Source organism: Nonomuraea sp. ATR24, from assembly GCF_041950485.1.
Taxonomy (GTDB): domain Bacteria; phylum Actinomycetota; class Actinomycetes; order Streptosporangiales; family Streptosporangiaceae; genus Nonomuraea; species Nonomuraea ceibae.
The window spans coordinates 220,528-240,356 of the sequence record NZ_JBGNUU010000008.1 but is presented as its reverse complement, the minus strand read 5'-3'; the positions used below and the strand labels follow the sequence as shown (position 1 = coordinate 240,356).

The window sequence follows — 19,829 nt, the reverse complement described above, 5'->3', positions numbered from 1 at the left end:
ACCCCGGGGCGAACGGGCCGGTCAACGGCCGGAAACCACGGCCACAACAGGTCACGGGCGCCGCCGTGGACAGGGGTTGGCAGGCGGCTCCCGCGTTGCGAGATTCGCCGTGACCCCGTCCCCGAACCGTCCCCCGTGACGAGCATGTGAGGGATGTCAGCGATGACCGTCGTGTCCACGATCGAGACCTCCGAAGCCCCCGTCGCCGGACCCGCCCCCGACCCGCGCGCCCCCGCCGTCCGGCTGGCGGGCCTGCTCGACCCCGGCTCCATGACCGCGCCGCACGACGAGGACGCCACCGGCGTGACCGCCGTGCGCGGCCTGGTCGAGGGCGCGCCGGTCGTCGCCTACTGCACCGACGCCCGGCTGATGGGCGGCGCGCTCGGCGCGGCCGGCGCCGCCCGGATCGTCGAGGCCGTCGAGGACGGCGTGCGGTCCGGCTGCCCGGTGATCGGGCTGTGGCACTCCGGCGGCGCCCGGCTCGCCGACGGCGTGGAGTCCATGGACGGAGTGGGCCGCATGTTCGCCGCCATGACCAGGGCGTCCGGCGTCGTCCCGCAGATCTCCGTCATCCTCGGCCCGGCCGCCGGCGCCGCCGCGTACGGGCCCGCGCTCACCGACGTGGTCGTCATGGCCGACGCCGGGCGGGTGTTCGTGACCGGCCCGGAGATCGTCCGCAGCGTCACCGGCGAGCGCATCGACATGGCCGGGCTCGGCGGGCCCGAGGCGCACGGCAGGAAGTCCGGCGTCGCCCACGTCCTGGCCGCCGACGAGGCCGACGCCTGCGCCCGGGCCCGCCGCCTCACCGGCCTGCTCGGCCGCCCCGGCACGTGCGCCGCCGCCGGCGCCGGGCCGGTGGCCGACCCGCGCGCCCTGCTGCCGGCCTCGCCGCGCCGCGCCTACGACGTGCGGCCCCTGGTGCGGGCCGTGCTCGACGACGGGCTGATGGAGGAGCTGCAGCCGCGCTGGGCCGCCAACGTCCTCGTCGCGCTCGGGCGGCTCGGCGGCGCCACCGTCGGCGTGCTGGCCAACAACCCGATCCACAAGGGCGGCTGCCTCGACTCGCTCTCCGCCGAGAAGGCCGCCCGCTTCGTCCGCATGTGCGACTCGTTCGGCATCCCGCTCGTCGTGCTCGTCGACGTCCCCGGCTACCTGCCCGGCGTCGGCCAGGAGTGGGGCGGGGTCGTCCGGCGCGGGGCCAAGCTGCTGCACGCCTTCGCCGAGTCGGTCGTGCCCCGCGTGACGCTCATCACCCGCAAGGCGTACGGCGGCGCCTACATCGCGATGAACTCCCGCTCGCTCGGCGCCACCACCACGTTCGCCTGGCCCGGCGCCGAGGTCGCGGTCATGGGCGCCGAGTCGGCGATCGGCGTCCTGCACCGCAAGGCCCTGGCCGCCGCCCCCGAGGAGGAGCGCGAGGAGCTGCGCGCCCGCCTCGCCGAGGAGCACCGCCGCACCGCCGGCGGCGTCGGCCGGGCCGTGGACCTCGGCGTCGTCGACGAGGTCATCGCCCCCGAGACCACCCGCGCCCGGCTCGCCGACGCGATCGCCCGCGCCCCCCGCGCCCGGGGCCGCCACACGAACATCCCCCTGTGAGTCAGAGCTGCTGGGCCGACAGGGTCTCCGGCAGGTCGGAGCGGCGGGTCACGCTCAGCTTGCGGTAGACGCGCGTCAGGTGCTGCTCCACCGTGCTCACCGTGATGAACAGCTTGGCGGAGATCTCCCGGTTGGAGTAGCCGTCGGCCGCCAGCGACGCCACCCGCCGCTCGGCGTCGCTCAGCACCGGCCGCGCGCCGGCCTCGCCCGCCTCCCACGCCCCGTCCGGCAGCGCCCGGCTCAGCGCGCCGGCCTGGCACTCGTGCGCCAGCACGCGGGCCCGGCGGCCCATCACCGCCGCCCGCCGGAACTCGCCGACCGCGTGGTACGCCTCGGCCAGCCCCGTCATCGACCTGGCCAGCTCGTACGTGTCGCCGCCGTCGCGCAGCAGCTCCGCCGACTGACGCAGCAGCATCACGCGGTGGCGCTTCTCGGCGGTCGCGGCCAGCACCCGCAGCGCCATCCCCTGCACCCGCCGCGACCCGGCGGCCCGCGCCAGCTGCTCCTCCACGAGCAGCCGCGCCTCGTCCGTCTCGTCGAGGGCGATCAGCGCCTGCGCCGCGTCCAGCCGCCAGGCGATGAACTCGGCGCTGTCGAGCTGCCACTCGCCCATCAGCTCGCCGCACAGCCGCAGGTCGCGCAGCGCCTGCCGCGCCTGCCCGGCAGCCAGGTGGAAGCGGCCCTTGCCGTACAGGTAGTGCAGCCCGAACCGGGTCTCCAGCATCGCCTCCGGCACCGGCCTGGTGACCGGCGGCAGGCACTCCTCGTACCGGCCCATCGCCGCGCCCGCCAGCAGCAGGCTGCCCAGCGGCCCGCCGACGGCGACGCCCCAGCTGTCCGGCGGGATGAGCTCCAGCGCCAGCCGCGCGTCCGCCGCCGCCGCGGCCGGGTCGCCGCGGCGCAGGCCGATCTCGGCGCGGATCGCCGACAGCCGCGCCTGCCGGCCCGGCGCGCGGCGCGAGGCCGCCTCCGCGATGAACGAGTCGCACCAGGGCGCGGCCAGATCGGCCCGGCCCGTGTACGTCAGCGCCAGCAGCGCGCTCTCCACCGTGTCCAGCGTCATCTCGTCCAGCCGGGAGCCGCGCAGGATGCGCTCGGCCGTCGTCGCCGTCTCCGGCAGCGGCCCCTGCGTCAGCGCCCGCACCAGCGCGCCCACCGCCTCGGTGCGGCGGTCCGCGCTCAGCGAGTAGGCGGCGCCGCCCGCCTGCTCGTCGCTCAGCTCCGGCAGGTCGGCCAGGAACGGCGGGCAGCTGCTGCGGAACCAGGCGTGCGCCGCCGCCACCTCCGCCACCGCCTCCCGGTCCAGCTCGTCCAGCTCGTCCAGTTTGCGCAGGTGGCCGAGCACGCTCCTGGCGTCGGCCGCGTGACCGTGCCACAGCAGCGCCTTGGCCAGGGTCACCGCGTCGCCGCCGCTCAGGTGCCCCTGGCGCAGCGCCTCGGTCAGCTCGCCGAGCTGCCCGGCGGGGGTGCCGGGGTCGATCCGCCAGCGGGCGCGCACCAGCGTGGTCGCGATGCCCGCCCGCCGCCGCTCGTCCGGGCAGGACCGCAGCGCCAGCTTCAAATACTCGATCGCGGACTCCACGCCGTCGTCGCGCAGCGCCTGCGCCGCCGCCTCCTCCAGGATCGGCAGCGCCCACAGCCGGCTCGCGTCCCCGGCGCGCAGCAGGTGACCGGCCACCACGGGGGCGGGCGCGCCGTCGTGGTAGGTCAGCTCGGCCGCCCGCAGGTGCAGGCCGACGCGCTCGCCGTCGTCCAGCCCGGCCAGCACGGCGGACCTGGCCGCCTCGTCGCGGAACCGGCCGCCGTCCAGCAGCCCCGCCCGGGTCAGGGCCAGGACCTCCTTGGCGGTGGCCGCCTCGTTCGCGCCGAGCAGCCGGGCGACCGGCCCCGCCTCGCCGAGCACGGCCAGCGCCCGCGCCACCCCCGGCGCGGCCTCACCCGCCCGGTGCAGGCAGGCGAGCACGGCCTCGGCGTAGCGCTCGCCCCGGCCGTCGCCGATCCGGTGGTCCTCCAGCAGCGCGTCCACCAGCAGCCGGTTGCCGCCCGTCAGCTCGTGCCAGCGGGCCGCCTGCCCCGCCCCGGCCTCCCCGGCCGCCAGCCGCGTCACCTCCGCCGCCGACAGGTGGGCCAGCCGGACCGCGCGGCAGTGCGGCTGCCGCAGCATCTCCGCGTGCAGGCCGCCGAGCGCGTGCGGGTCCCGTACGGTGACCGCCAGCATGACCGGCGCGTACGCGATCCGCCGCGCCAGATGCGACAGGCACAGCTGCGAGGCGCGGTCGGCGTGCTGCAGGTCGTCCACGACGACGAGCAGCGGATGCCGCTCCGCCAGCTCCAGCAGCACCGTGCAGAGCGCGTCCACGATCAGCACGTCCACGTCGTCGCCCGGCCCGGCCGCGCCGCGCGCCCCCTCCCGCAGCAGGCTCGCCACGGTGGCGCGGTTGTCCTCCGACATCCGCGCGCCGAGCAGGAGCTGCGACAGCACGCCGAACGGCAGCGCGCTCTCGGCGGGCGAGCCGGTCGCCGTCAGCGGGACGGCGCCGTGGTCGCCGGCGTGCTCGGCCAGGCCGTACAGCAGCGCGCTCTTGCCGGTGGCGATCGCGCCGGTCACCATCGCGACGCGGCCCCGGCCGGCGGCGGCCTCGTCCAGGAGTTCCCGGAGCGTGGCCATCTCCTGGCGCTCGACGTCCTCGGCCATGGCGGCCCTCCTTGCTCAGCACTCGGTCGGTCGGGTCAGTAGGGGAGCCGGCGCCCCGACGGGGTGCGCAGGTCGAGGCCGGCCTCGGGGCCGGGGCGGCGGTGCGGGCGCGGCTTCCTGGGGACGACGCGGGCCATCGCCGGCCTCACCCCGCGGCCGCGAGCGGAAGCTGCTCCACCTGGCGCTGCTCCCTCGGCCGCTGCTCCCTCGCGCTCGGCTCCAGGGGGCGCGGCTCCAGAGAGCGCGGCTCCAGGGGGTGCGGGTTCAGGGGGTGGGCGGGGCGGTGGTGGGCGCGGCCGGCGAGGCGGGCGCTCGCCGCGCGCACGGCGGAGAACGCCGCCGCCGTCACGTCGGCCCCGGCGCCCACCCCCCACGCGACCTCGCCCGTGCCCTCACTCTCGGCGCCGGCGCCGCACTCGGCGTAGACGACGGCGTCGTGCGGGGCGCGGCGGACCAGGGGCCGCCGGCCGATCGCGCCGTGACGCGACAGCGGGGGAGCGGCCCGGTGCACGGCCCGCACGTCGATGCCCCACGGCGCGAGCGACTGGCGCAGGCCGCGCGGCACCGCGCCGTCGACCCAGAGCGTCGCCGTGACCGGCGCGAACAGCTCCGCCGGCGCGCCGTCGTCGGCGTACGCGTCGCGGAACAGCTCGCCGATCCGGCCGGGCGACAGCTCGCCGCCCTCGGCGTCGGCCCGCGCCTGCACGCGCGCCGACAGGTCGGCCTGCAGGCCGCGCGGCAGGGCGAGCCCGTGCCAGGCGCTCATCACGTACGCGACGCCGCCCTTGCCGGACTGGCTGTTGACCCGCACCACCGCCTCGTACGTGCGGCCGACGTCCCGGGGGTCCACGGGCAGGTACGGGGTGCGCCACGGCAGCGCGGCGGCCGGGGCGCCGGTCGTGACGGCGCGGCGCTCCAGCTCGTCGAACCCCTTCTTGATGGCGTCCTGGTGCGACCCGGAGAAGGCCGTGTAGACCAGGTCGCCCGCGTAGGGGTGGCGCGGGTGCACCGGCATCTGGTTGCACTCCTCGGCCGTGCGCCGCACGTCGTCGATGTCGGACAGGTCGACGCCCGGGTCGACGCCGTGGGTGAACAGGTTCATGCAGAGCGTCACCAGGCAGACGTTGCCGGCGCGCTCGCCGTTGCCGAACAGGCACCCCTCGACGCGCTCGGCCCCGGCCAGCAGCGCCAGCTCGGCGGCGGCGACCCCGGTGCCGCGGTCGTTGTGCGGGTGGACGGACAGGCACACGTGCTCGCGCCGCGACAGGTTGCGGCCCAGCCACTCGATTTGATCGGCGAACACGTTCGGCAGCGACCGCTCGACCGTGGTCGGGAAGTTGAGGATGATGCCCCGGCCCGCCTCCGGCTGCCAGGCGTCCATGACCGCCTCGCACACCTCCAGGGCGAAGTCCGGCTCGGTCTCGTTGAAGAGCTCGGGGGAGTACTGGTAGCCCAGGTCGCAGCCGGGCAGGGCGCGCCCGGCCTGGTCCATCAGCACGTGCGTGGCGCGTACCGCGAGGTCGCGGCAGCCGGCCCGGCCGACGCCGAGCACCAGGTCGCGGAAGAGCGGCGAGGTGGCGTTGTAGATGTGCACCGTGGCGCGCGGCGCGCCCTTGAGGCTGTCCACGGTGGCGCGGATGAGCTCCTCGCGGGCCTGGGTCAGCACGGTGATGCGCACGTCGTCGGGGATGTGGTCGCGCTCGATGAGCAGCCGGACGAAGTCGTGGTCGTCCTGGCTGGCGACGGGGAAGCCGACCTCGATCTCCTTGAACCCGATCCGCACCAGCAGGTCGAACATCCGGAGCTTGCGCTCGGGCGACATCGGGCGGGCCAGCGACTGGTTGCCGTCGCGCAGGTCGGTGGAGAGCCAGCGGGGGGCGGAGTGGATGCGACTGCCCGGCCAGGTGCGGTCGGGCAGATCGAGGGGCGTGAGACCGGTGTAACGTCCGGCACCCTGCATGGCGGAATTCCTTTCGTGGGTGACCCTCGTTTTCCTCGGAACAGGGGTTGGAATTCACCGGAGTCGTTTCTAAGGTGAGGTCCGGCCCCCGCGGTTCGGCTTTCCCGGCGTTATGGCCGGACGTTATAAGGGGGCTCGCGGGCCGGGCAAGACGGGGCATCAGGAGTTCTCCGGTAATAGCCCCGGGTACCACCCCCCGTATCGAAAGGCGCAGTCCCGGCTACAACCTTCGGATCGCCCCTATGTCAGGCCCGGCGCGGGCCGCTCACAATGCGGACATGGCAGCCTTGTCCGCGCGTGCCCTCGGTCTCTGCGTCGCAGAGGCCCGACCTCTGGTGCTGGCCGTCTCGGCCCTGCGCTACCTCACCGGCGTCGCGCTCGCGCTGCCGGCCGCGACCGCCGCCGCCTCCTTCCCGCAGGTCGCCCAGGGTGCCGCCGCCTGGGTGCTGTCGATCTTCGCGATCTACCTCTTCAACGGGGTGACGGACGTCGCGGAGGACCAGATCAACGGTTCGGGCCGGCCGATCGCCCGGGGCGACCTGGACGCCCGGCTGGCCGCCGTGGTGGCGGCCGGGGCCGGGTGTCTCTCGCTGGTGGCGACGGCGGGCCTGCCCGGGCAGATGCCGTGGATCATCGCCGGCAACCTGGTGCTGGGCTACCTGTACTCGGGCCCGCCGCTGCCGCTGAAGGACACCTCGGGCGGCACGGTCGCGGTGCTGTGCCTGTCGGGGCTGCTGTCGTACCTGGCGGGTTTCACGGTGGCGACGGCGGGCGGCGGCGTGGCCGCGCCGACGGCGCTGGTGCTGTTCGCCGGGGTGGCGATCGGCTGGATGGTGTTCGTCGGCGTGCCGGCCAAGGACCTGTCGGACATCGAGGGCGACACGGCGGCCGGCCGGCGCACGCTCGGCGTGCTCATCGGGGAGCGGATGTCGCGGCAGGTCATGGTGGGCGCCGCGGTGGTGCTGCTGGTGGCCTTCGCCCTGGCGGTGGCGCTGGCGCGGGCGCCGCTCGGCGGCGTCGTGGCGGCGCTGGCGGCGGGCGTGGTGGCGGTGGCGGCGGCCGGGCTGCCGGCCGCGCGGGGCCCGGAAGCGGGCGCCGGCGGCGGGGACGGCGGGCGGCGGCGGGCGCGCCGCCCGTATGGAGCGTTCATGGGAACGCAACATCTTCTTCACCTGACCGCGTTTTTGTCATGGATCTGACCCAAATGTTGCATGTGTCTCCTGGTCGCGCGATAGTTTGGAGAACGCTCAACGCGCGGCGGCGGAGGGGGGACATTGGAGGCGGCACACGGGGCCACGGGGGACCCGGCGGAATTAGTCGAATCGTGTCGTGATTTAATCCTCAACGAATTCGAATCAGCCCTTCAGACCGCCGGTAACGTCGTCTTCGCAGATCAGAGCGCGCGCGAGCTCGCGCTCTCCACCGCCCGTCAGGTGCTCGACGACGTGGCGGCCACGCTCCGTGCCGGAAAGGTGCAGGTGGGCGAGCTCTATCAATTTCACGCGCGCGAGGTGGGAAACGCGCGGGCCGCGGGCGGCGTCCATCCCAAAGCCTCACTTGAGGCGGGCTCACTTTTCTTCCGTTCGGCGCTGCGGCATTTGACCCGGGGGCTGGCGGACGCGTACGACTCGCCCGCCGACCTGATCACGCTGGCCGTCAGCGGCATGGAGGAGAGCCTGTCCCGGCGCGTGCGCGAGTCGGCCGACAGCTACCACAGCTTCCTGCTCAACCAGGTCCACGAGGCCCAGGACGACGAGCGCCGCCGCATCGCCCGCGAGCTGCACGACCGCATCGGCCACGGCGTCAGCGTCGCCCACCAGCAGCTCGCGCTGTCGGAGGTGTACCGGCCGGTGGACGCCGCCCGCGCCGCCGCCAAGATCAGCCTCGCCCAGCAGGCCGTCCAGGAGACGATGGAGAACCTGCGCCAGATCACCTCCGAGCTGCACCCGCAGGTCCCGGTCAAGAGCCTGGAGAAGGCGCTGCTCGGCTTCATCGAGACCGTCGAGGACGACGTGGTCTCCGTCGGGCTCGACGTGAGCGGCGACGAGTCGTGGGCCCCGCCGCGCGTCCTCGACGAGGCGTTCCTCATCGTCCGCGAGGCCGTGCGCAACGCGCTCGGCCACGGCCGCCCCAAGCTCGTCGTGGTCCGGGTGAACATCGCCCCGCACGAGCTGTCGGCCTCCGTCCAGGACAACGGCCACGGCTTCGACCCCGCCCGGGCCCGCGAGCACGACGGCGTCGGCCTCACCTCCATGCGCGAGCGCGCCGAACTGCTCGGCGGCCGGGTGCTCATCTCCAGCGAGCCGGGCCGGGGCTGCCTGGTCCAGCTCTTCGTCCCACTCAAGAGGCGGCCCGGTGGACAGCGTGACGCCTGACGCCCGGATCTCCGTGGTCCTGGTCGACGATCACGCCCTGTTCCGGGAGGGCCTGCGGGAGATCCTGGAGTCGGTCGGCGACATCAGCGTGGCCGGGGAGGCCGGCGACTCCGCCACCGCCGTGCGCGTGGTCGCCGAGACGCTGCCCGACGTGGTGCTGCTCGACGTGGAGATCCCCGGCGACGAGGTGACCGAGACCGTCGGCCGCATCCGCGCGCTCTCGCCGGAGACCGGCATCATCATCCTCAGCATGTACGACGGCCCGCACCTGCTCACCCGGCTGCTGGCCGCCGGCATCCGCGGCTACCTGCTCAAGAGTGTGCACCGGCACGAGCTGATCTCGGCCGTGCGCAGCGTCCACGAGGAGCCGTCACGGCTCGTGCTGGCCGTCTCCCGCAGCAGCCTGGCCCGCGTGGAGGCGCCCTCGACTGGCGTGCTGTCGGACAAGGAGCTGGAGGTGCTGCAGCTGGCCGCGCAGGCGCTCAGCAACAACCAGATCGCCCGCCGGCTCGGCCTGGCCGAGGCGACGGTCAAGCGCCACATGCGCAACATCTTCGTCAAGCTGAACGCCGCCTCCCGCATCGACGCCGTCAACAAGGCCCTGGCCGCCTCGCTCATCCCGCCTCAGAGCAGGGGCGGCGACGACTGACCCGACGGGCAGGCCGGGAAGAGCTCCGCCAGCGCGTCGCGGGTCGCCGGCGGCACCTCGACCGACGAGGCCGCCAGGTTCATCTCCAGATGCACCGGGTCGCGCGTGCTCGGGACCGGCACCACGTAGTCGCCCTGCGCCAGCAGCCAGCTCAGCGCGAGCCGGCCGGCCCCCACATCGAGCCGGGCGGCCATCGCCTCCAGCGACTTCAGCTGCGGCGCGCACGCCTCGCGCTGCTCGGCGTCGAAGCGCGGATCGGCGTGCCGCCAGTCGCCCGGCCCGAGCGCCGGGCGTGACCCCATCCGGCCGGTGAGGAACCCGCGGCCCAGCGGCCGGGCGGCGACCACGGCGATGCCGAGCTCCCGCACGGTGTCGAGCAGCCCCTGCGACGGCCGCCGCCCCCACAGCGAGAACTCCACGGCGACCGCGCTGATCGGGTGCACCGCGTGCGCCCGCCGCACCTGCTGCGGGGTGCCGCCGGTCAGCCCCACATGGGCGATCTTCCCGGCCGCCACCAGCTCCGACAGCCGCTGCACGCCCGCCTCCACGGGCACGCGCTCGTCCTGGCAGTCGAGGTAGAACAGGCCGATGCGGCCGGTGCGCAGCCGCCTGAGCGAGGCGTCGCAGTCGCGCTCCAGGGAGCCGGGCCGCCCGTCGGACTCCACGGTCCCGCGCGGGCCGTGGCGGCGCACCCCGCCGCGCGTGGCCACCACCACGCCGTCGCCCCGGCGCGCGACCGCCTTGCCGATCATGCTCTCCACGTGGCCCGCGGCGTAGAAGCCCGCCGTGTCGAGAAAGGTCACGCCGGCGTCGAGCGCCGCCCGGAGCAGCCGGTCGGCGTCGGTGTCGCCGACGGGCCCGTAGGCGCCGGACAGGGCGAGCGAGCCGAGCCCGACGCCGGAGATAACCGGCCCCGACGGGCCGAGCCTCGTGTACCGCACGAATCCCCTTACATTCCGTCGCTTTCCACGTGTGCGCCTTCCTATCAAAAAGGGCTTCAAATCGCGTGGCAACCCCGCACTTCACAAAGTGTGGGATTGGTCAGTCAACCCCCGATGTGCCCCTGCGCATGATAGGGGACCTCCCGGCTTCCCGGCCACGCCGGAACCCCTGTCCCTACCCCAGAAAATCCGGCGGCACCCATAAAGATGATTGGCCTTCCTTTCGGCCGCCCTGGACGGCGGCTAATGTGCCGGTTATACGGGGTGCGAGGAGGATTAGGTGATCGAGGAGATCCTGCCGGTGACGGTCAAGTCTTTCGACACCTTCACCGACCCGGCCGGCGTCATCCTCTTCCCGGAGGAGGCCGCGCTGGTGCGCCGCGTGGCCGTCAAGCGCCGGGCCGAGTTCACCACCGCCCGCGACTGCGCCCACCGGGCCATGCGGCGGCTCGGCCTCGACCCCGTCCCGATCCTCAGCGGCTCCTACGGCGAGCCGCTCTGGCCGCCCGGCGTCATCGGCAGCATCACCCACTGCGCCGGCTACCGGGCCGCCGCCGTCAGCGCCGAGCCCGGCGCCGTCGGCATCGACGCCGAGCCCGACGCGCCCCTGCCGCCCGGGGTGCTGGAGGTCGTCTCCGTCCCCGGCGAGCGCGACATGCTGCGCCGCCTGGCCGAACGCCACCCGCGCACGAGCTGGGACCGGCTGCTGTTCAGCGCCAAGGAGTCCGTCTACAAGGCGTGGTTCCCGCTGGCCGGGCGCTGGCTCGACTTCCAGGACGCCGTGGTCAGCGTCGACCCGCTGCGCGGCACGTTCCGGGCCGAGCTGCTGGTGCCGGGGCCGCGCTGGATGGGCCGCCCGCTCACCGGGTTCAGCGGCAGGTGGCGCACCGGCGGCGGGCTCATCGTCACCGCCGTCGCCGCGATCGCCGCCGCGCACACCGTCCCGCCGGCCGTCCCGCCCGCCCGCGGTCACGAGAGCACGCTGCGATGAGGTTCGGCGTCGTGCTCATCGCCGAGGACTGCTCCAGGAACGCCTGGGTGACCCGGTGCCGCCGCGCCGAGGCGCTCGGCTACGACGTGATCGCCGTCCCCGACCACCTGAACCTGCTCGCGCCGTTCCCCACCGCGCTGCTCGCCGCCGAGGCCACCGAACGGCCGCTCATCGGCACGTACGTGCTCAACGCCTCCTTCCACCGGCCCGCCCTGCTCGCCCGCGACGTCGTCACGCTCGACCGGCTCATGGACGGGCGGCTGGAGCTCGGGCTCGGCACCGGCTACGTGCGCGCCGAGTTCGAGGCGGCCGGGCTGCCGTTCGGCGCGGGCGCCCGTGCGCGCACGCTGGAAAGGCTCGTCGCCGAGCTCGACCGGCTGCTGGACCGCAAGCGCCCGCCCCTCATGATCGGCGGGCACGGCGACCGGGTGCTCGCCCTGGCCGCCCGCACCGCCGAGATCGTCAGCTTCACCGGCGCCCCCTACCGGCCCGAGTACGGCAGGACCGCGCTCGTCGACGCCGCCACGCTGCTGGAGCGGGTCGCGCACGTGCGCGCCGAGTCGGCCGGGCGGGCCGCGCCGCCGGAGCTCAACGTGCTGTCCAAGGCCACCGTGCTGACCCGCGACCGCCGCGCCGGGCTGGAGGGCCTGCGCCGCTACGCCCCCGACCTCACCACCGCCCAGCTCCTGGACGTGCCGACGCTGTTCGCCGGCACCCCGGCCCAGATCGCCGAGCAGGTCAGGCGCGACCGGGAACGGTTCGGCTTCACCTACGTCACCGTGATGGACTCCGCGATGGAGGACTTCGGCGAGGTCATCGCGCACCTCCGCTGACCGGCTCGCTCGCCAGCCCGTGCAGGCAGGCGTTCAGGCTGCGCGCCTGCACGTTCAGGTAGTAGCTGTGCCGCAGCAGCGCGTCGAGCTGGTGCAGCGCGAGCCAGCGGAAGGACGGGTGGCCGGGCAGCGGGTCCTCGTCCGTCTCCACCACCAGATAGCGGTTGCGCGCGTGGAAGAAGCGCCCGCCCTCCTCCGACAGGACGGTGTCGTAGCGCACCCGCTCCGGCGGCGCCGCGAGCACGTGCGCCAGCAGCGGCGGCCGGGCCGACGCCGGCAGGTGGTCGTAGTTGCCCGGCGTGCACTGCACGGTCGGGGCCAGCTCCACCACGTCGGTGTAGCCGGGCTCGACACGGGCGTGCACCAGCGCGTGCAGCACCCCGCCGATCGGCCGGACGAGGAAGGCGACCAGCCCGGTGCCCACCGGCTCGATCATCGGCTGCGTCCACCGGTCGACCTCCCGGCCGCGCGCCTCCACGCGCACGCCGATCACGTCGAAGAACCTGCCGCTCTCGTGCGTGATGCGGCCCGCGTCCCGGTGCCAGCGGCGCAGCCGGTTCAGCGGCAGCGGGCTGGCCTGCACGTCCACCGTCGAACGGATGCCGCTCAGCCAGCTCAGCACCTCCTGCACGTCGTGCCGGGCGCCCGCCAGCGGGTCGCGCGAGCGGGCCAGCAGGCCGCCGAACCCGTCACCGCCGAACCCGCCGCCGCCCGGCTCGTCCAGCGCCGGCAGGCACGCCAGCACCGTCCGCGCGTCCATGTTGACCAGGTCCGGCACCGACAGCAGGTCGCGCACCAGCCGCAGTGGCAGCCACCGGAACCCCTCGGCCGCCGCCACCTCCTCGCCGACCTCCACGACCATGTTCCGGTTGCGCTTGCGGTAGAACCACGCGCCCTGCTCCGACTGGCGCACGTCGGCCAGCACCCGGCCGCGCCGCTCCCGGAAGAAGTCCAGGTACGGCACCGCCCGCCCCCGGTGCACGCCCGTGTAGTTGCTCCTGGTCGCCTGCACGGTGGGGGAGAGCTGCGGCCCGTCGACGTTGCCCGGCTCGTTCTTGGCCTGCATCAGCAGGTGCGGCACGCCGCCCGGCCGCTTGAGCAGGATGCCGAGGATGCCCGCTTCGGGCTGGTTGATGATGGGCTGCGTCCAGGCCGGCACCGCCCACCCGGGGCGGCGCACGTCCAGCCCCTCGACGGTGAAGAACCGGCCGCTGCGGTGGTGGATGTTGCCCGTCGCCGGGTCCTCGTGCCAGCCGGCCAGCTCCTCCAGGGGGAGCCGGGTCACGCTCATCGACGTGTGCCCGGCCATCTCGCGCAACCACTCGTGTACGTCGCTGATGGCAGGCTCCTCACAACGGTTTTCCCACCGCCGACGCTGCCACCGGCCACGCGAGCCGCTCAACCCCTGCCTTGCGCCCCCACCCCTGTCCCGCGCGAGGTCAGAGGATAGGGGTTCTGCACTGGGCCGCCGCATTCCTACCCTTCTAGGGTGGACGCCATGACCGATCACCGGGAAGTGCGGGCCAGTGACCACGACCGCGAGAGAGTCGCCGAGATGCTGCGCGTGGCCGTCAGCGAGGGACGCATCAGCTTGGAAGAACTGAACGACCGCGTCGACCGCACCTACTCCGCCCGCACGCTGGGCGAGCTGGACGACGTCGTGGCCGACCTGCCGCACCCCGGCCCGCCGTCCGCGGCGGTCGCGGCGACCGCGGCGCTGCCCGCACCCGTGGGCGGCGCGTTACAGCTGCACACGACCAGCGGCAAGCTCGCCCAGGTGGGCCGCTGGAGCGTGCCCGCCTACCTGAGCGCCAAGGCGGGCCGGTGGGGCAAGGTGCGCGTCGACTTCACCCGGGCCGACTGCCCGCACCGGGAGGTGCGGCTCGACATCGAGATCACCTCCTGGTTCGGCGACATCACCGTGGTGGTGCCGCGCGGCTGGATCGTCCGGGACGAGGAGGTCGTCCGCCGGTGGATGGGCGCCGTCTACAACCGCCCGCCCGTGCCGCTCGCGCCCGACGGCGTGACCGTGCGGCTCACCGGATACGTGCAGACCGGCGACGTCTGGGTGCGCTATCGCCGGGACACCGACTAAGGAGGAGCGCATGGCGTGCCGGATCTGCTCGGGCCGTCTCCACCCTTTCGCCGACTTCGGCCGCCAGCCGGTCTCCGACGCCTTCGTCCTCCCCGCCGACCCCGGGGAGGAGTTCTTCTTCGACCTGGCCGTCGGCGTGTGCGAGAGCTGCGCCATGGTGCAGCTCCTGCACGAGGTGCCGCGCGAGCGGATGTTCCATGACGGCTACCCGTACCTGTCGTCCGGCTCCGCCGTGATGCGCGAGCACTTCCGCGCCCTGGCCGGGCGGCTGCTCGCCACCGAGCTGACCGGGCCCGACCCGTTCGTCGTCGAGCTGGGCTGCAACGACGGCACCATGCTGGCCACGATCGCCGCCGCCGGCGTCAGGCACCTCGGCGTCGAGCCGTCCGGCGGCGTCGCCGACCTGGCCGCCGCCCGCGGCGTGCGGGTGCGCAAGGACTTCTTCGAGGCCGCCACCGCCGCGAGCATCCGCGCCTTCGACGGGCCCGCGGACGTCGTCTACGCCGCCAACACCCTGTGCCACATCCCCTACCTCGACTCGATCATGAAGGGGGTCGCCACGCTGCTGCGGCCCGGCGGCGTGTTCGTCTTCGAGGACCCGTACCTCGGCGACGTCGTCGAGCGCGCCTCCTTCGACCAGATCTACGACGAGCACTTCTACCTCTTCTCCGCCACCTCCGTGCGCGCGATGGCCCGCCGCCACGGCTTCGAGCTCGTCGACGTCGAACGGCTGCCCGTGCACGGCGGCGAGGTCCGCTACACGCTCGCCCGCGAGGGCGCCAGGACCCCCACGGCCGCCGTGGCCGAGCTGCTGGCCGCCGAGGAGGCCGCCGAGCTGGCCGCCCCCGCGACGCTCTCCGCCTTCGCCGGCCGCGTCGCCGGCATCCGCGACGGCCTCGTGGACCTGCTGACCGGCCTGCGCGCGCGGGGTGCCACCGTGTACGGCTACGGCGCCACCGCCAAGAGCGCCACCGTGCTCAACTACTGCGGCATCGGCCCCGGCCTCGTCCCGCTGATCTGCGACACCACCCCGGCCAAGCAGGGCAGGCTCACGCCCGGCTCGCACATCCCCGTCCTCGGCCCGGAGGCGTTCGCCGACCCGTACCCCGACTACGCGCTGCTGTTCGCCTGGAACCACGCCGAGGAGATCATGGCCAAGGAGACGGCGTTCCGCGACGCGGGCGGCTCCTGGATCCTGTACGTGCCGGACGTCCACCTCGTCAGGGGATGACCCGTGCGCCACCGTGAGCTCGCCGTGACCGGCGCCTTCGCCTTCGAGCCCGACGTCTACCCCGACCGGCGCGGCAGCTTCGCCTCCCCCTACCAGGAGAGCGCGTTCGCCGCCGCGGTGGGCCGCCCGCTGTTCACCGTCGCCCAGGCCAGCCGCAACGTCTCCCGGCGCGGCGTCGTGCGCGGCGTGCACTACACCTTGGTCCCGCCCGGCACCGCCAAGTACGTCTTCTGCGCCGGCGGCCGGGCCCTGGACATGGTCGTCGACCTGCGCGACGGCTCGCCCACGTTCGGCCGCTGGGACGCGGTCGAGCTCACCGCGGGCAACGGCCGGGCCGTCTACCTGCCGCCGGGCGCCGGGCACGCGTTCGCCGCGCTGGAGGACGACACCGTCATGTGCTACCTGCTGTCGTCGGAGTACCGCGCGGCCGACGACCTCACGCTGTCGGTGCTGGACGAGGACCTGGCGCTGCCGCTGCCGGCGGGGGAGACGCCGCTGCTGTCGGAGCGCGACGCCGCCGCCCCCACCCTGGCCGAGGCGGCGGCGCTCGGGCTGCTGCCCCGCTACGCGCCCGCTACAGCACCTTCAGCAGCGCCGCGATGACCCGGTCCTGCAGCTCCACCGGCAGCGACGGGTACATCGGCAGCGAGAAGATCTCCCCGGCCAGCGCCTCGGTCACCGGCAGGCTGCCCGCCCCGTGACCCAGATGCGCGAACCCCGACATCGTGTGGACCGGCCACGGGTAGCTGACGTTGAGCTGGATGCCGAAGCCGCGCAGCGCCTCCAGGATCTCGTCCCGGCGCGGGTGGCGCACCACGTACAGGTAGTAGGCGTGCTCGTTGCCCGGCGCCGTCTCCGGCAGCACCAGCCCGGTGCCGGCCAGGGCCTCGGCGTAGCGGGCGGCGACCGCCCGGCGGCCGTCCACGTAGCGGTCGAGCCGGCGCAGCTTGCGGCGCAGGATCTCCGCCTGCACCTCGTCCAGCCGCGCGTTGTGGCCGGGCGTGCTCACCACGTAGTACGTCTTCTCCATCCCGTAGTAGCGCAGCCGCCGCAGCGCCCGCTCCACCTCCGGGTCGGAGGTGATCGTCGCCCCGCCGTCGCCGTAGGCCCCCAGCACCTTCGTCGGGTAGAACGAGAACGCCGCCGCGTGCCCCATCGAGCCGGCGACCCGGCCGTGGTGGCGGGCGCCGTGCGCCTGCGCGCAGTCCTCCAGGATCACCAGGTCGTGCTCGGCGGCCAGCCGCTCCAGCGGCTCCATCTCCACGCACTGCCCGTACAGGTGGACCGGCAGCAGGCAGCGGGTGCGCGGCGTGATCGCCGCCGCCACCCGCTCCACGTCCATCAGGTACGTGCCGGCGCGCACGTCGACGAAGACCGGGACGGCGCCCACGGCGTCGATGGCCACCACGGTCGGCGCCGCCGTGTTGGACACCGTGATCACCTCGTCGCCCGGCCCGACGCCCAGCGCCTGCAGCCCCAGCTTGACCGCGTTCGTCCCGTTGTCGACGCCGACGCAGTGGCGCACCCCGTGATAGGCGGCGAACTCCTCCTCGAACGAGCGCACGCTCTGCCCCAGCACGAGCTGCCCCGAGGCGAACACCGTCTCCACGGCGTCCAGGATGTCGGCTCGCTCGGATTCGTATTCGGGCAGATAATCCCAGACGCGCGTGACCATTCGTCCTCCTGCTGGCTCCGGCGGCCCCAGAATAAACAGCGGGGCCCCGATCGGGGGAACCCCTAGAAAGCGCCGCGAAGGTGAGGGGGAAGCTAGGGGTGACCGATTCTCCCGCCCGTCCATAGATTGGGCAGCGCACGTAAATGCGCAATCATTGCGGGGAGGCCTCACATGACGGGGCGTTTTCTTTTCATGTGCCAGCCCGACCACGGACATGTCATTCCCGGCCTCGCCGTCGCGGCCGAGCTCGTCCGACGGGGCAACCAGGTCACCTATCTCACCTCGCCCGCCATGGCCGGGCTGGTGACGGGAGCCGGCGCCACCCTGCTCCCGTACGAGTCGATCTACCGGGACGTCGACCTGCGCAAGCTGGAGGACGACCCGCTCGGCCTGCTCTCGCTCTTCCTCGACGAGAGCGCGGCGATGCTCGCCGCCGCAGGCCCGGAACACCGGCCCGACGTGATCGTCTACGACGTGTCCGTCCTGCACGCCGGCCGCGTCCTGGCCAGGAAATGGGACGTGCCCGCCACGCAGTTCATCCCGGTGTTCGCCGCCAACGAGCACTTCTCCTTCCTCACCGCCGTCTACGCCGAGGACGGCGGCGGCGGGCCCGGCCCCGAGCTGCCCGGCTGGGTCGACGGCATGCTCGCCAGGACCCGCGACCTGGCCGCCGCCCACGGCGTCAGTGCCGACCCGGCCGAGCTGTGGTGGCAGGTGCAGGACTCCAACGTGGTCGCGCTGCCGCGCGCCTTCCAGTACGCCGGCGACACCTTCGACGAGCGGTTCGCCTTCGTCGGCCCCTGCCTGGACGAGCGCCGCTTCCTCACCGGATGGCAGCCGCCGGGCGACGGCCTGCCGATCGCGCTGCTGTCCTTCGGCACCGTGCTCACCAGCCGCCCCGAGCTCGTCCGCACCTGCGTGCGCGCCTTCGCCGAACTGCCCTGGCGGACCGTCGTCACCCTCGGCGACGGCCTCGACCCCGCCGAGCTCGGCCCGCTCCCGCCCACCGTCGAGGCGCACCGCTGGGTGTCCCACCTCGACGTGCTGCGCCACGCCCGCGTCGCCGTCACCCAGGGCGGCATGGGCACCGCGATGGAGGCGCTGCACTGGGGCCGCCCCGCCGTCGTCGTCCCCGCCACCGCCATCGACCGGGTCAGCGCCCGCCGCATCGCCGAACTCGGCCTCGGCCGCACCCTCGACCCCGCCGCCCTCACCCCCGGACAGTTGGTCGAGACGGTCCTCGACGTCGCCGCCGACGAGACCATGCACCGGGCCGCCGCCGCGATGCGCCGCGAGATCGCCGCCGCCGGGGGCACCGCCCGCGCCGCCGACGTGCTCGAAAGCAGGCTGACCGCCTGATGGACACCGCCTTCGAGTTCCGTGTGCTCGGCCCGCTCACCGTCGTCAAGGACGGCGCCGAACTGCCCATGAGCGCCCACCGCGAGCTGGTCATCCTGGCCAGCCTGCTCCTCAACCCCAACCGCGTGATGAGCGTCGAACGGCTCGTCGAGGCCGTGTGGGCCGGATCCGCGCCCCGCAGCGCCTGGCGGCAGGTCGCCATCTGCGTGTCGCGGCTGCGCCGCACGCTCGGCGCCGGGCTCATCGAGACCTCCAGCCCCGGCTACCTGCTGCGCGCCGCCCCGGCCAGCATCGACTGGCTCCGCTTCCGCGACCTCGTCGGACAGGCCCGGGGCCGGGCCGACGCCGCCGCCCGGGAGGACGCCGTCCTGCTGCTGCGCGACGCGCTCGCCCTGTGGCGCGGGCAGCCGTTCGAGGACATCCGCGGGCTGCGCTACGACGCCGCCCGGATGGCCGAGTCACGGCTGGAGGCGCTGGAGACCTGCCTGGAGCTGGAGATCGAGCTGGGCCGCCACCACCAGGTGATCCCCGAACTGCTCGCCCTCGTCGCCGAATCGCCCTTCCGCGAGCGCGTCCGCGCCCAGCTCATGCTCGCCCAGTACCGGGCCGGCCGCCGCGCCGACGCGCTGCGCACCTACCAGGAGACCCGCCGCTACCTGCTGGAGCAGATCGGCCTCGAACCCGGCCCCGCGCTGCGGCGGCTGCACGAGCAGATCCTGCGCGACGAGTCCGCCCTCATGCGCCCGCCCGCCGCCCCGGCCTCCGCCCGGCCGGCCGGCCGCGTCGTGCCGTGCCAGCTCCCGCCGCGCGTCCTGCCGTTCGTCGGCCGCGAGGCCGAGCTGGTCGCCCTCGACGCGATCCTCGGCTCCGCCCGCGCCCCCGGCCCCATGGTGCTCAGCGGGCCCGCGGGCGTCGGCAAGACCACCCTGGCCGTGCACTGGGCGCACCGCCGCCTCGACCGCTTCCCCGACGGGCAGCTCTACGCCGACATGGGCGGCACCGGGCCCGGCCCGGTCCTGGACCGGTTCCTGCGCGCCCTCGGCGCCCCCGACCTGCCTGCCGACCCGGCCGAGAAGCTCGCCCTCTACCGGAGCTGCACCGCGCGCCGGCGCGTCCTCGTCGTGCTCGACGGCGCCGAGAGCGCCGACCAGGTGCTGCCGCTGCTGCCCGGCGGGCCCGGCTGCCGCGTCATCGTCACCAGCGCCGACGCGCTCGACGACCTCGTCGCCCGGCAGGGCGCGCACCGGGCGTTCCTGCGGCCCCTCGCCGACGAGGCCGCCACCCGCCTGGCCGACCTGCTCGTCGGCGCGGCCCTCGGCCCCCAGGCGGTCGCCGACCTGGTCGGCACCTCGGGCGGCAACCCGCTGTCCCTCCGGCTCGGCGCCGCCCGCCTCCGCTCCAGCGCCGCCGCCTGACGCCCCGGCCCCGC

Annotated in this window: 17 protein-coding genes; 11 read left to right on the top strand and 6 right to left on the bottom strand. The window is 74.6% G+C overall.

The annotated features are described in order from the left end of the window. The first annotated feature begins 162 nt into the window (after window positions 1-162). Window positions 163-1,596 (top strand): acyl-CoA carboxylase subunit beta, encoded by a 1,434-nt coding sequence (locus tag ACBI99_RS21940; RefSeq protein ID WP_219517888.1) that lies wholly within the window; start codon window positions 163-165, stop codon window positions 1,594-1,596. Window position 1,597: 1 nt separating this feature from the next. Here the strand turns inward: ACBI99_RS21940 and ACBI99_RS21935 are convergent, their stop codons facing one another. Next, window positions 1,598-4,291 carry an AAA family ATPase gene (locus ACBI99_RS21935; protein ID WP_375073289.1) on the bottom strand — a complete coding sequence of 898 codons (2,694 nt, stop codon included), beginning with the start codon at window positions 4,289-4,291 and terminating at the stop codon, window positions 1,598-1,600. A gap of 145 nt (window positions 4,292-4,436) precedes the next feature. Continuing rightward, window positions 4,437-6,251 carry a 2-isopropylmalate synthase gene (locus tag ACBI99_RS21930; RefSeq protein WP_375073288.1) on the bottom strand — a complete coding sequence of 605 codons (1,815 nt, stop codon included), beginning with the start codon at window positions 6,249-6,251 and terminating at the stop codon, window positions 4,437-4,439. A 278-nt stretch (window positions 6,252-6,529) separates the two neighbouring features. On the opposite strand from ACBI99_RS21930, the gene ACBI99_RS21925 reads away from it, so the two are divergent. Beyond that, window positions 6,530-7,450 carry a UbiA family prenyltransferase gene (locus tag ACBI99_RS21925; RefSeq protein ID WP_357588091.1) on the top strand — a complete coding sequence of 307 codons (921 nt, stop codon included), beginning with the start codon at window positions 6,530-6,532 and terminating at the stop codon, window positions 7,448-7,450. A gap of 156 nt (window positions 7,451-7,606) precedes the next feature. Here ACBI99_RS21925 and ACBI99_RS21920 read toward each other — a convergent pair whose 3' ends face one another. Beyond that, window positions 7,607-7,795: a hypothetical protein gene (locus ACBI99_RS21920; RefSeq protein WP_219509608.1), complete on the bottom strand. Its 189-nt coding sequence runs from the start codon at window positions 7,793-7,795 to the stop codon at window positions 7,607-7,609. A 54-nt stretch (window positions 7,796-7,849) separates the two neighbouring features. Between ACBI99_RS21920 and ACBI99_RS21915 the strand changes: the two genes are divergently transcribed. Beyond that, window positions 7,850-8,626, top strand: coding sequence for a sensor histidine kinase (locus ACBI99_RS21915; protein WP_357588089.1), 777 nt, complete (start codon window positions 7,850-7,852; stop codon window positions 8,624-8,626). After that, the gene (locus ACBI99_RS21910; protein ID WP_357588087.1) at window positions 8,616-9,275 is read left to right on the top strand and encodes a response regulator transcription factor; all 660 of its coding nucleotides are present in this window, start codon (window positions 8,616-8,618) and stop codon (window positions 9,273-9,275) included. The genes ACBI99_RS21915 and ACBI99_RS21910 overlap by 11 nt, the downstream gene beginning before the upstream one ends. Here ACBI99_RS21910 and ACBI99_RS21905 read toward each other — a convergent pair. Then, window positions 9,251-10,216, bottom strand: coding sequence for an aldo/keto reductase (locus ACBI99_RS21905; protein ID WP_357588085.1), 966 nt, complete (start codon window positions 10,214-10,216; stop codon window positions 9,251-9,253). The two genes, ACBI99_RS21910 and ACBI99_RS21905, sit on opposite strands and share 25 nt — an antisense overlap. 280 nt (window positions 10,217-10,496) lie before the next feature. On the opposite strand from ACBI99_RS21905, the gene ACBI99_RS21900 reads away from it, so the two are divergent. Continuing rightward, entirely contained in the window at window positions 10,497-11,207 is a 711-nt protein-coding gene (locus tag ACBI99_RS21900; protein ID WP_219509612.1) for a 4'-phosphopantetheinyl transferase superfamily protein, read from the top strand. Then, window positions 11,204-12,040, top strand: coding sequence for a TIGR03621 family F420-dependent LLM class oxidoreductase (locus tag ACBI99_RS21895; RefSeq protein ID WP_219509613.1), 837 nt, complete (start codon window positions 11,204-11,206; stop codon window positions 12,038-12,040). The genes ACBI99_RS21900 and ACBI99_RS21895 overlap by 4 nt, the downstream gene beginning before the upstream one ends. Here the strand turns inward: ACBI99_RS21895 and ACBI99_RS21890 are convergent. Continuing rightward, window positions 12,021-13,514, bottom strand: a complete 1,494-nt coding sequence (locus ACBI99_RS21890) for an NDP-hexose 2,3-dehydratase family protein (protein WP_219509614.1) — start codon at window positions 13,512-13,514, stop codon at window positions 12,021-12,023. The genes ACBI99_RS21895 and ACBI99_RS21890 overlap by 20 nt on opposite strands. A gap of 24 nt (window positions 13,515-13,538) precedes the next feature. Between ACBI99_RS21890 and ACBI99_RS21885 the strand changes: the two genes are divergently transcribed. The 3 genes from ACBI99_RS21885 to ACBI99_RS21875 are packed head-to-tail and all read left to right on the top strand — an operon-like array spanning window position 13,539 to window position 15,969. After that, on the top strand, window positions 13,539-14,135 hold the full coding sequence (locus ACBI99_RS21885) for a DUF1707 domain-containing protein (protein WP_219509615.1): 597 nt from the start codon (window positions 13,539-13,541) through the stop codon (window positions 14,133-14,135). A gap of 10 nt (window positions 14,136-14,145) precedes the next feature. Then, window positions 14,146-15,366, top strand: coding sequence for a class I SAM-dependent methyltransferase (locus ACBI99_RS21880; protein ID WP_357588081.1), 1,221 nt, complete (start codon window positions 14,146-14,148; stop codon window positions 15,364-15,366). Window positions 15,367-15,369: 3 nt separating this feature from the next. Beyond that, window positions 15,370-15,969, top strand: coding sequence for a dTDP-4-dehydrorhamnose 3,5-epimerase family protein (locus ACBI99_RS21875; RefSeq protein WP_357588079.1), 600 nt, complete (start codon window positions 15,370-15,372; stop codon window positions 15,967-15,969). On the opposite strand, the gene ACBI99_RS21870 is transcribed toward ACBI99_RS21875, so the two are convergent. Continuing rightward, window positions 15,941-17,041 carry a DegT/DnrJ/EryC1/StrS family aminotransferase gene (locus tag ACBI99_RS21870; protein ID WP_364170726.1) on the bottom strand — a complete coding sequence of 367 codons (1,101 nt, stop codon included), beginning with the start codon at window positions 17,039-17,041 and terminating at the stop codon, window positions 15,941-15,943. The two genes, ACBI99_RS21875 and ACBI99_RS21870, sit on opposite strands and share 29 nt — an antisense overlap. 171 nt (window positions 17,042-17,212) lie before the next feature. Here ACBI99_RS21870 and ACBI99_RS21865 point away from each other — a divergent pair, with 171 nt between their 5' ends. Further along, window positions 17,213-18,400 (top strand): macrolide family glycosyltransferase, encoded by a 1,188-nt coding sequence (locus ACBI99_RS21865; RefSeq protein ID WP_375073285.1) that lies wholly within the window; start codon window positions 17,213-17,215, stop codon window positions 18,398-18,400. Then, on the top strand, window positions 18,400-19,815 hold the full coding sequence (locus ACBI99_RS21860) for an AfsR/SARP family transcriptional regulator (RefSeq protein ID WP_219509619.1): 1,416 nt from the start codon (window positions 18,400-18,402) through the stop codon (window positions 19,813-19,815). The genes ACBI99_RS21865 and ACBI99_RS21860 overlap by 1 nt, the downstream gene beginning before the upstream one ends. Window positions 19,816-19,829: the final 14 nt, after the last annotated feature.

What these genes read in the sequence shown, in the direction of transcription:
- ACBI99_RS21940 (WP_219517888.1), top strand. Translation starts at nt 163, where the DNA reads ATGACCGTCGTGTCCACGATCGAGACCTCCGAAGCCCCCGTCGCCGGA.
- ACBI99_RS21935 (WP_375073289.1), bottom strand. Translation starts at nt 4,291, where the DNA reads ATGGCCGAGGACGTCGAGCGCCAGGAGATGGCCACGCTCCGGGAACTC.
- ACBI99_RS21930 (WP_375073288.1), bottom strand. Translation starts at nt 6,251, where the DNA reads ATGCAGGGTGCCGGACGTTACACCGGTCTCACGCCCCTCGATCTGCCC.
- ACBI99_RS21925 (WP_357588091.1), top strand. Translation starts at nt 6,530, where the DNA reads ATGGCAGCCTTGTCCGCGCGTGCCCTCGGTCTCTGCGTCGCAGAGGCC.
- ACBI99_RS21920 (WP_219509608.1), bottom strand. Translation starts at nt 7,795, where the DNA reads ATGGACGCCGCCCGCGGCCCGCGCGTTTCCCACCTCGCGCGCGTGAAA.
- ACBI99_RS21895 (WP_219509613.1), top strand. Translation starts at nt 11,204, where the DNA reads ATGAGGTTCGGCGTCGTGCTCATCGCCGAGGACTGCTCCAGGAACGCC.
- ACBI99_RS21890 (WP_219509614.1), bottom strand. Translation starts at nt 13,514, where the DNA reads ATGCGGCGGCCCAGTGCAGAACCCCTATCCTCTGACCTCGCGCGGGAC.
- ACBI99_RS21885 (WP_219509615.1), top strand. Translation starts at nt 13,539, where the DNA reads ATGACCGATCACCGGGAAGTGCGGGCCAGTGACCACGACCGCGAGAGA.
- ACBI99_RS21880 (WP_357588081.1), top strand. Translation starts at nt 14,146, where the DNA reads ATGGCGTGCCGGATCTGCTCGGGCCGTCTCCACCCTTTCGCCGACTTC.
- ACBI99_RS21870 (WP_364170726.1), bottom strand. Translation starts at nt 17,041, where the DNA reads ATGGTCACGCGCGTCTGGGATTATCTGCCCGAATACGAATCCGAGCGA.
- ACBI99_RS21865 (WP_375073285.1), top strand. Translation starts at nt 17,213, where the DNA reads ATGACGGGGCGTTTTCTTTTCATGTGCCAGCCCGACCACGGACATGTC.
- ACBI99_RS21860 (WP_219509619.1), top strand. Translation starts at nt 18,400, where the DNA reads ATGGACACCGCCTTCGAGTTCCGTGTGCTCGGCCCGCTCACCGTCGTC.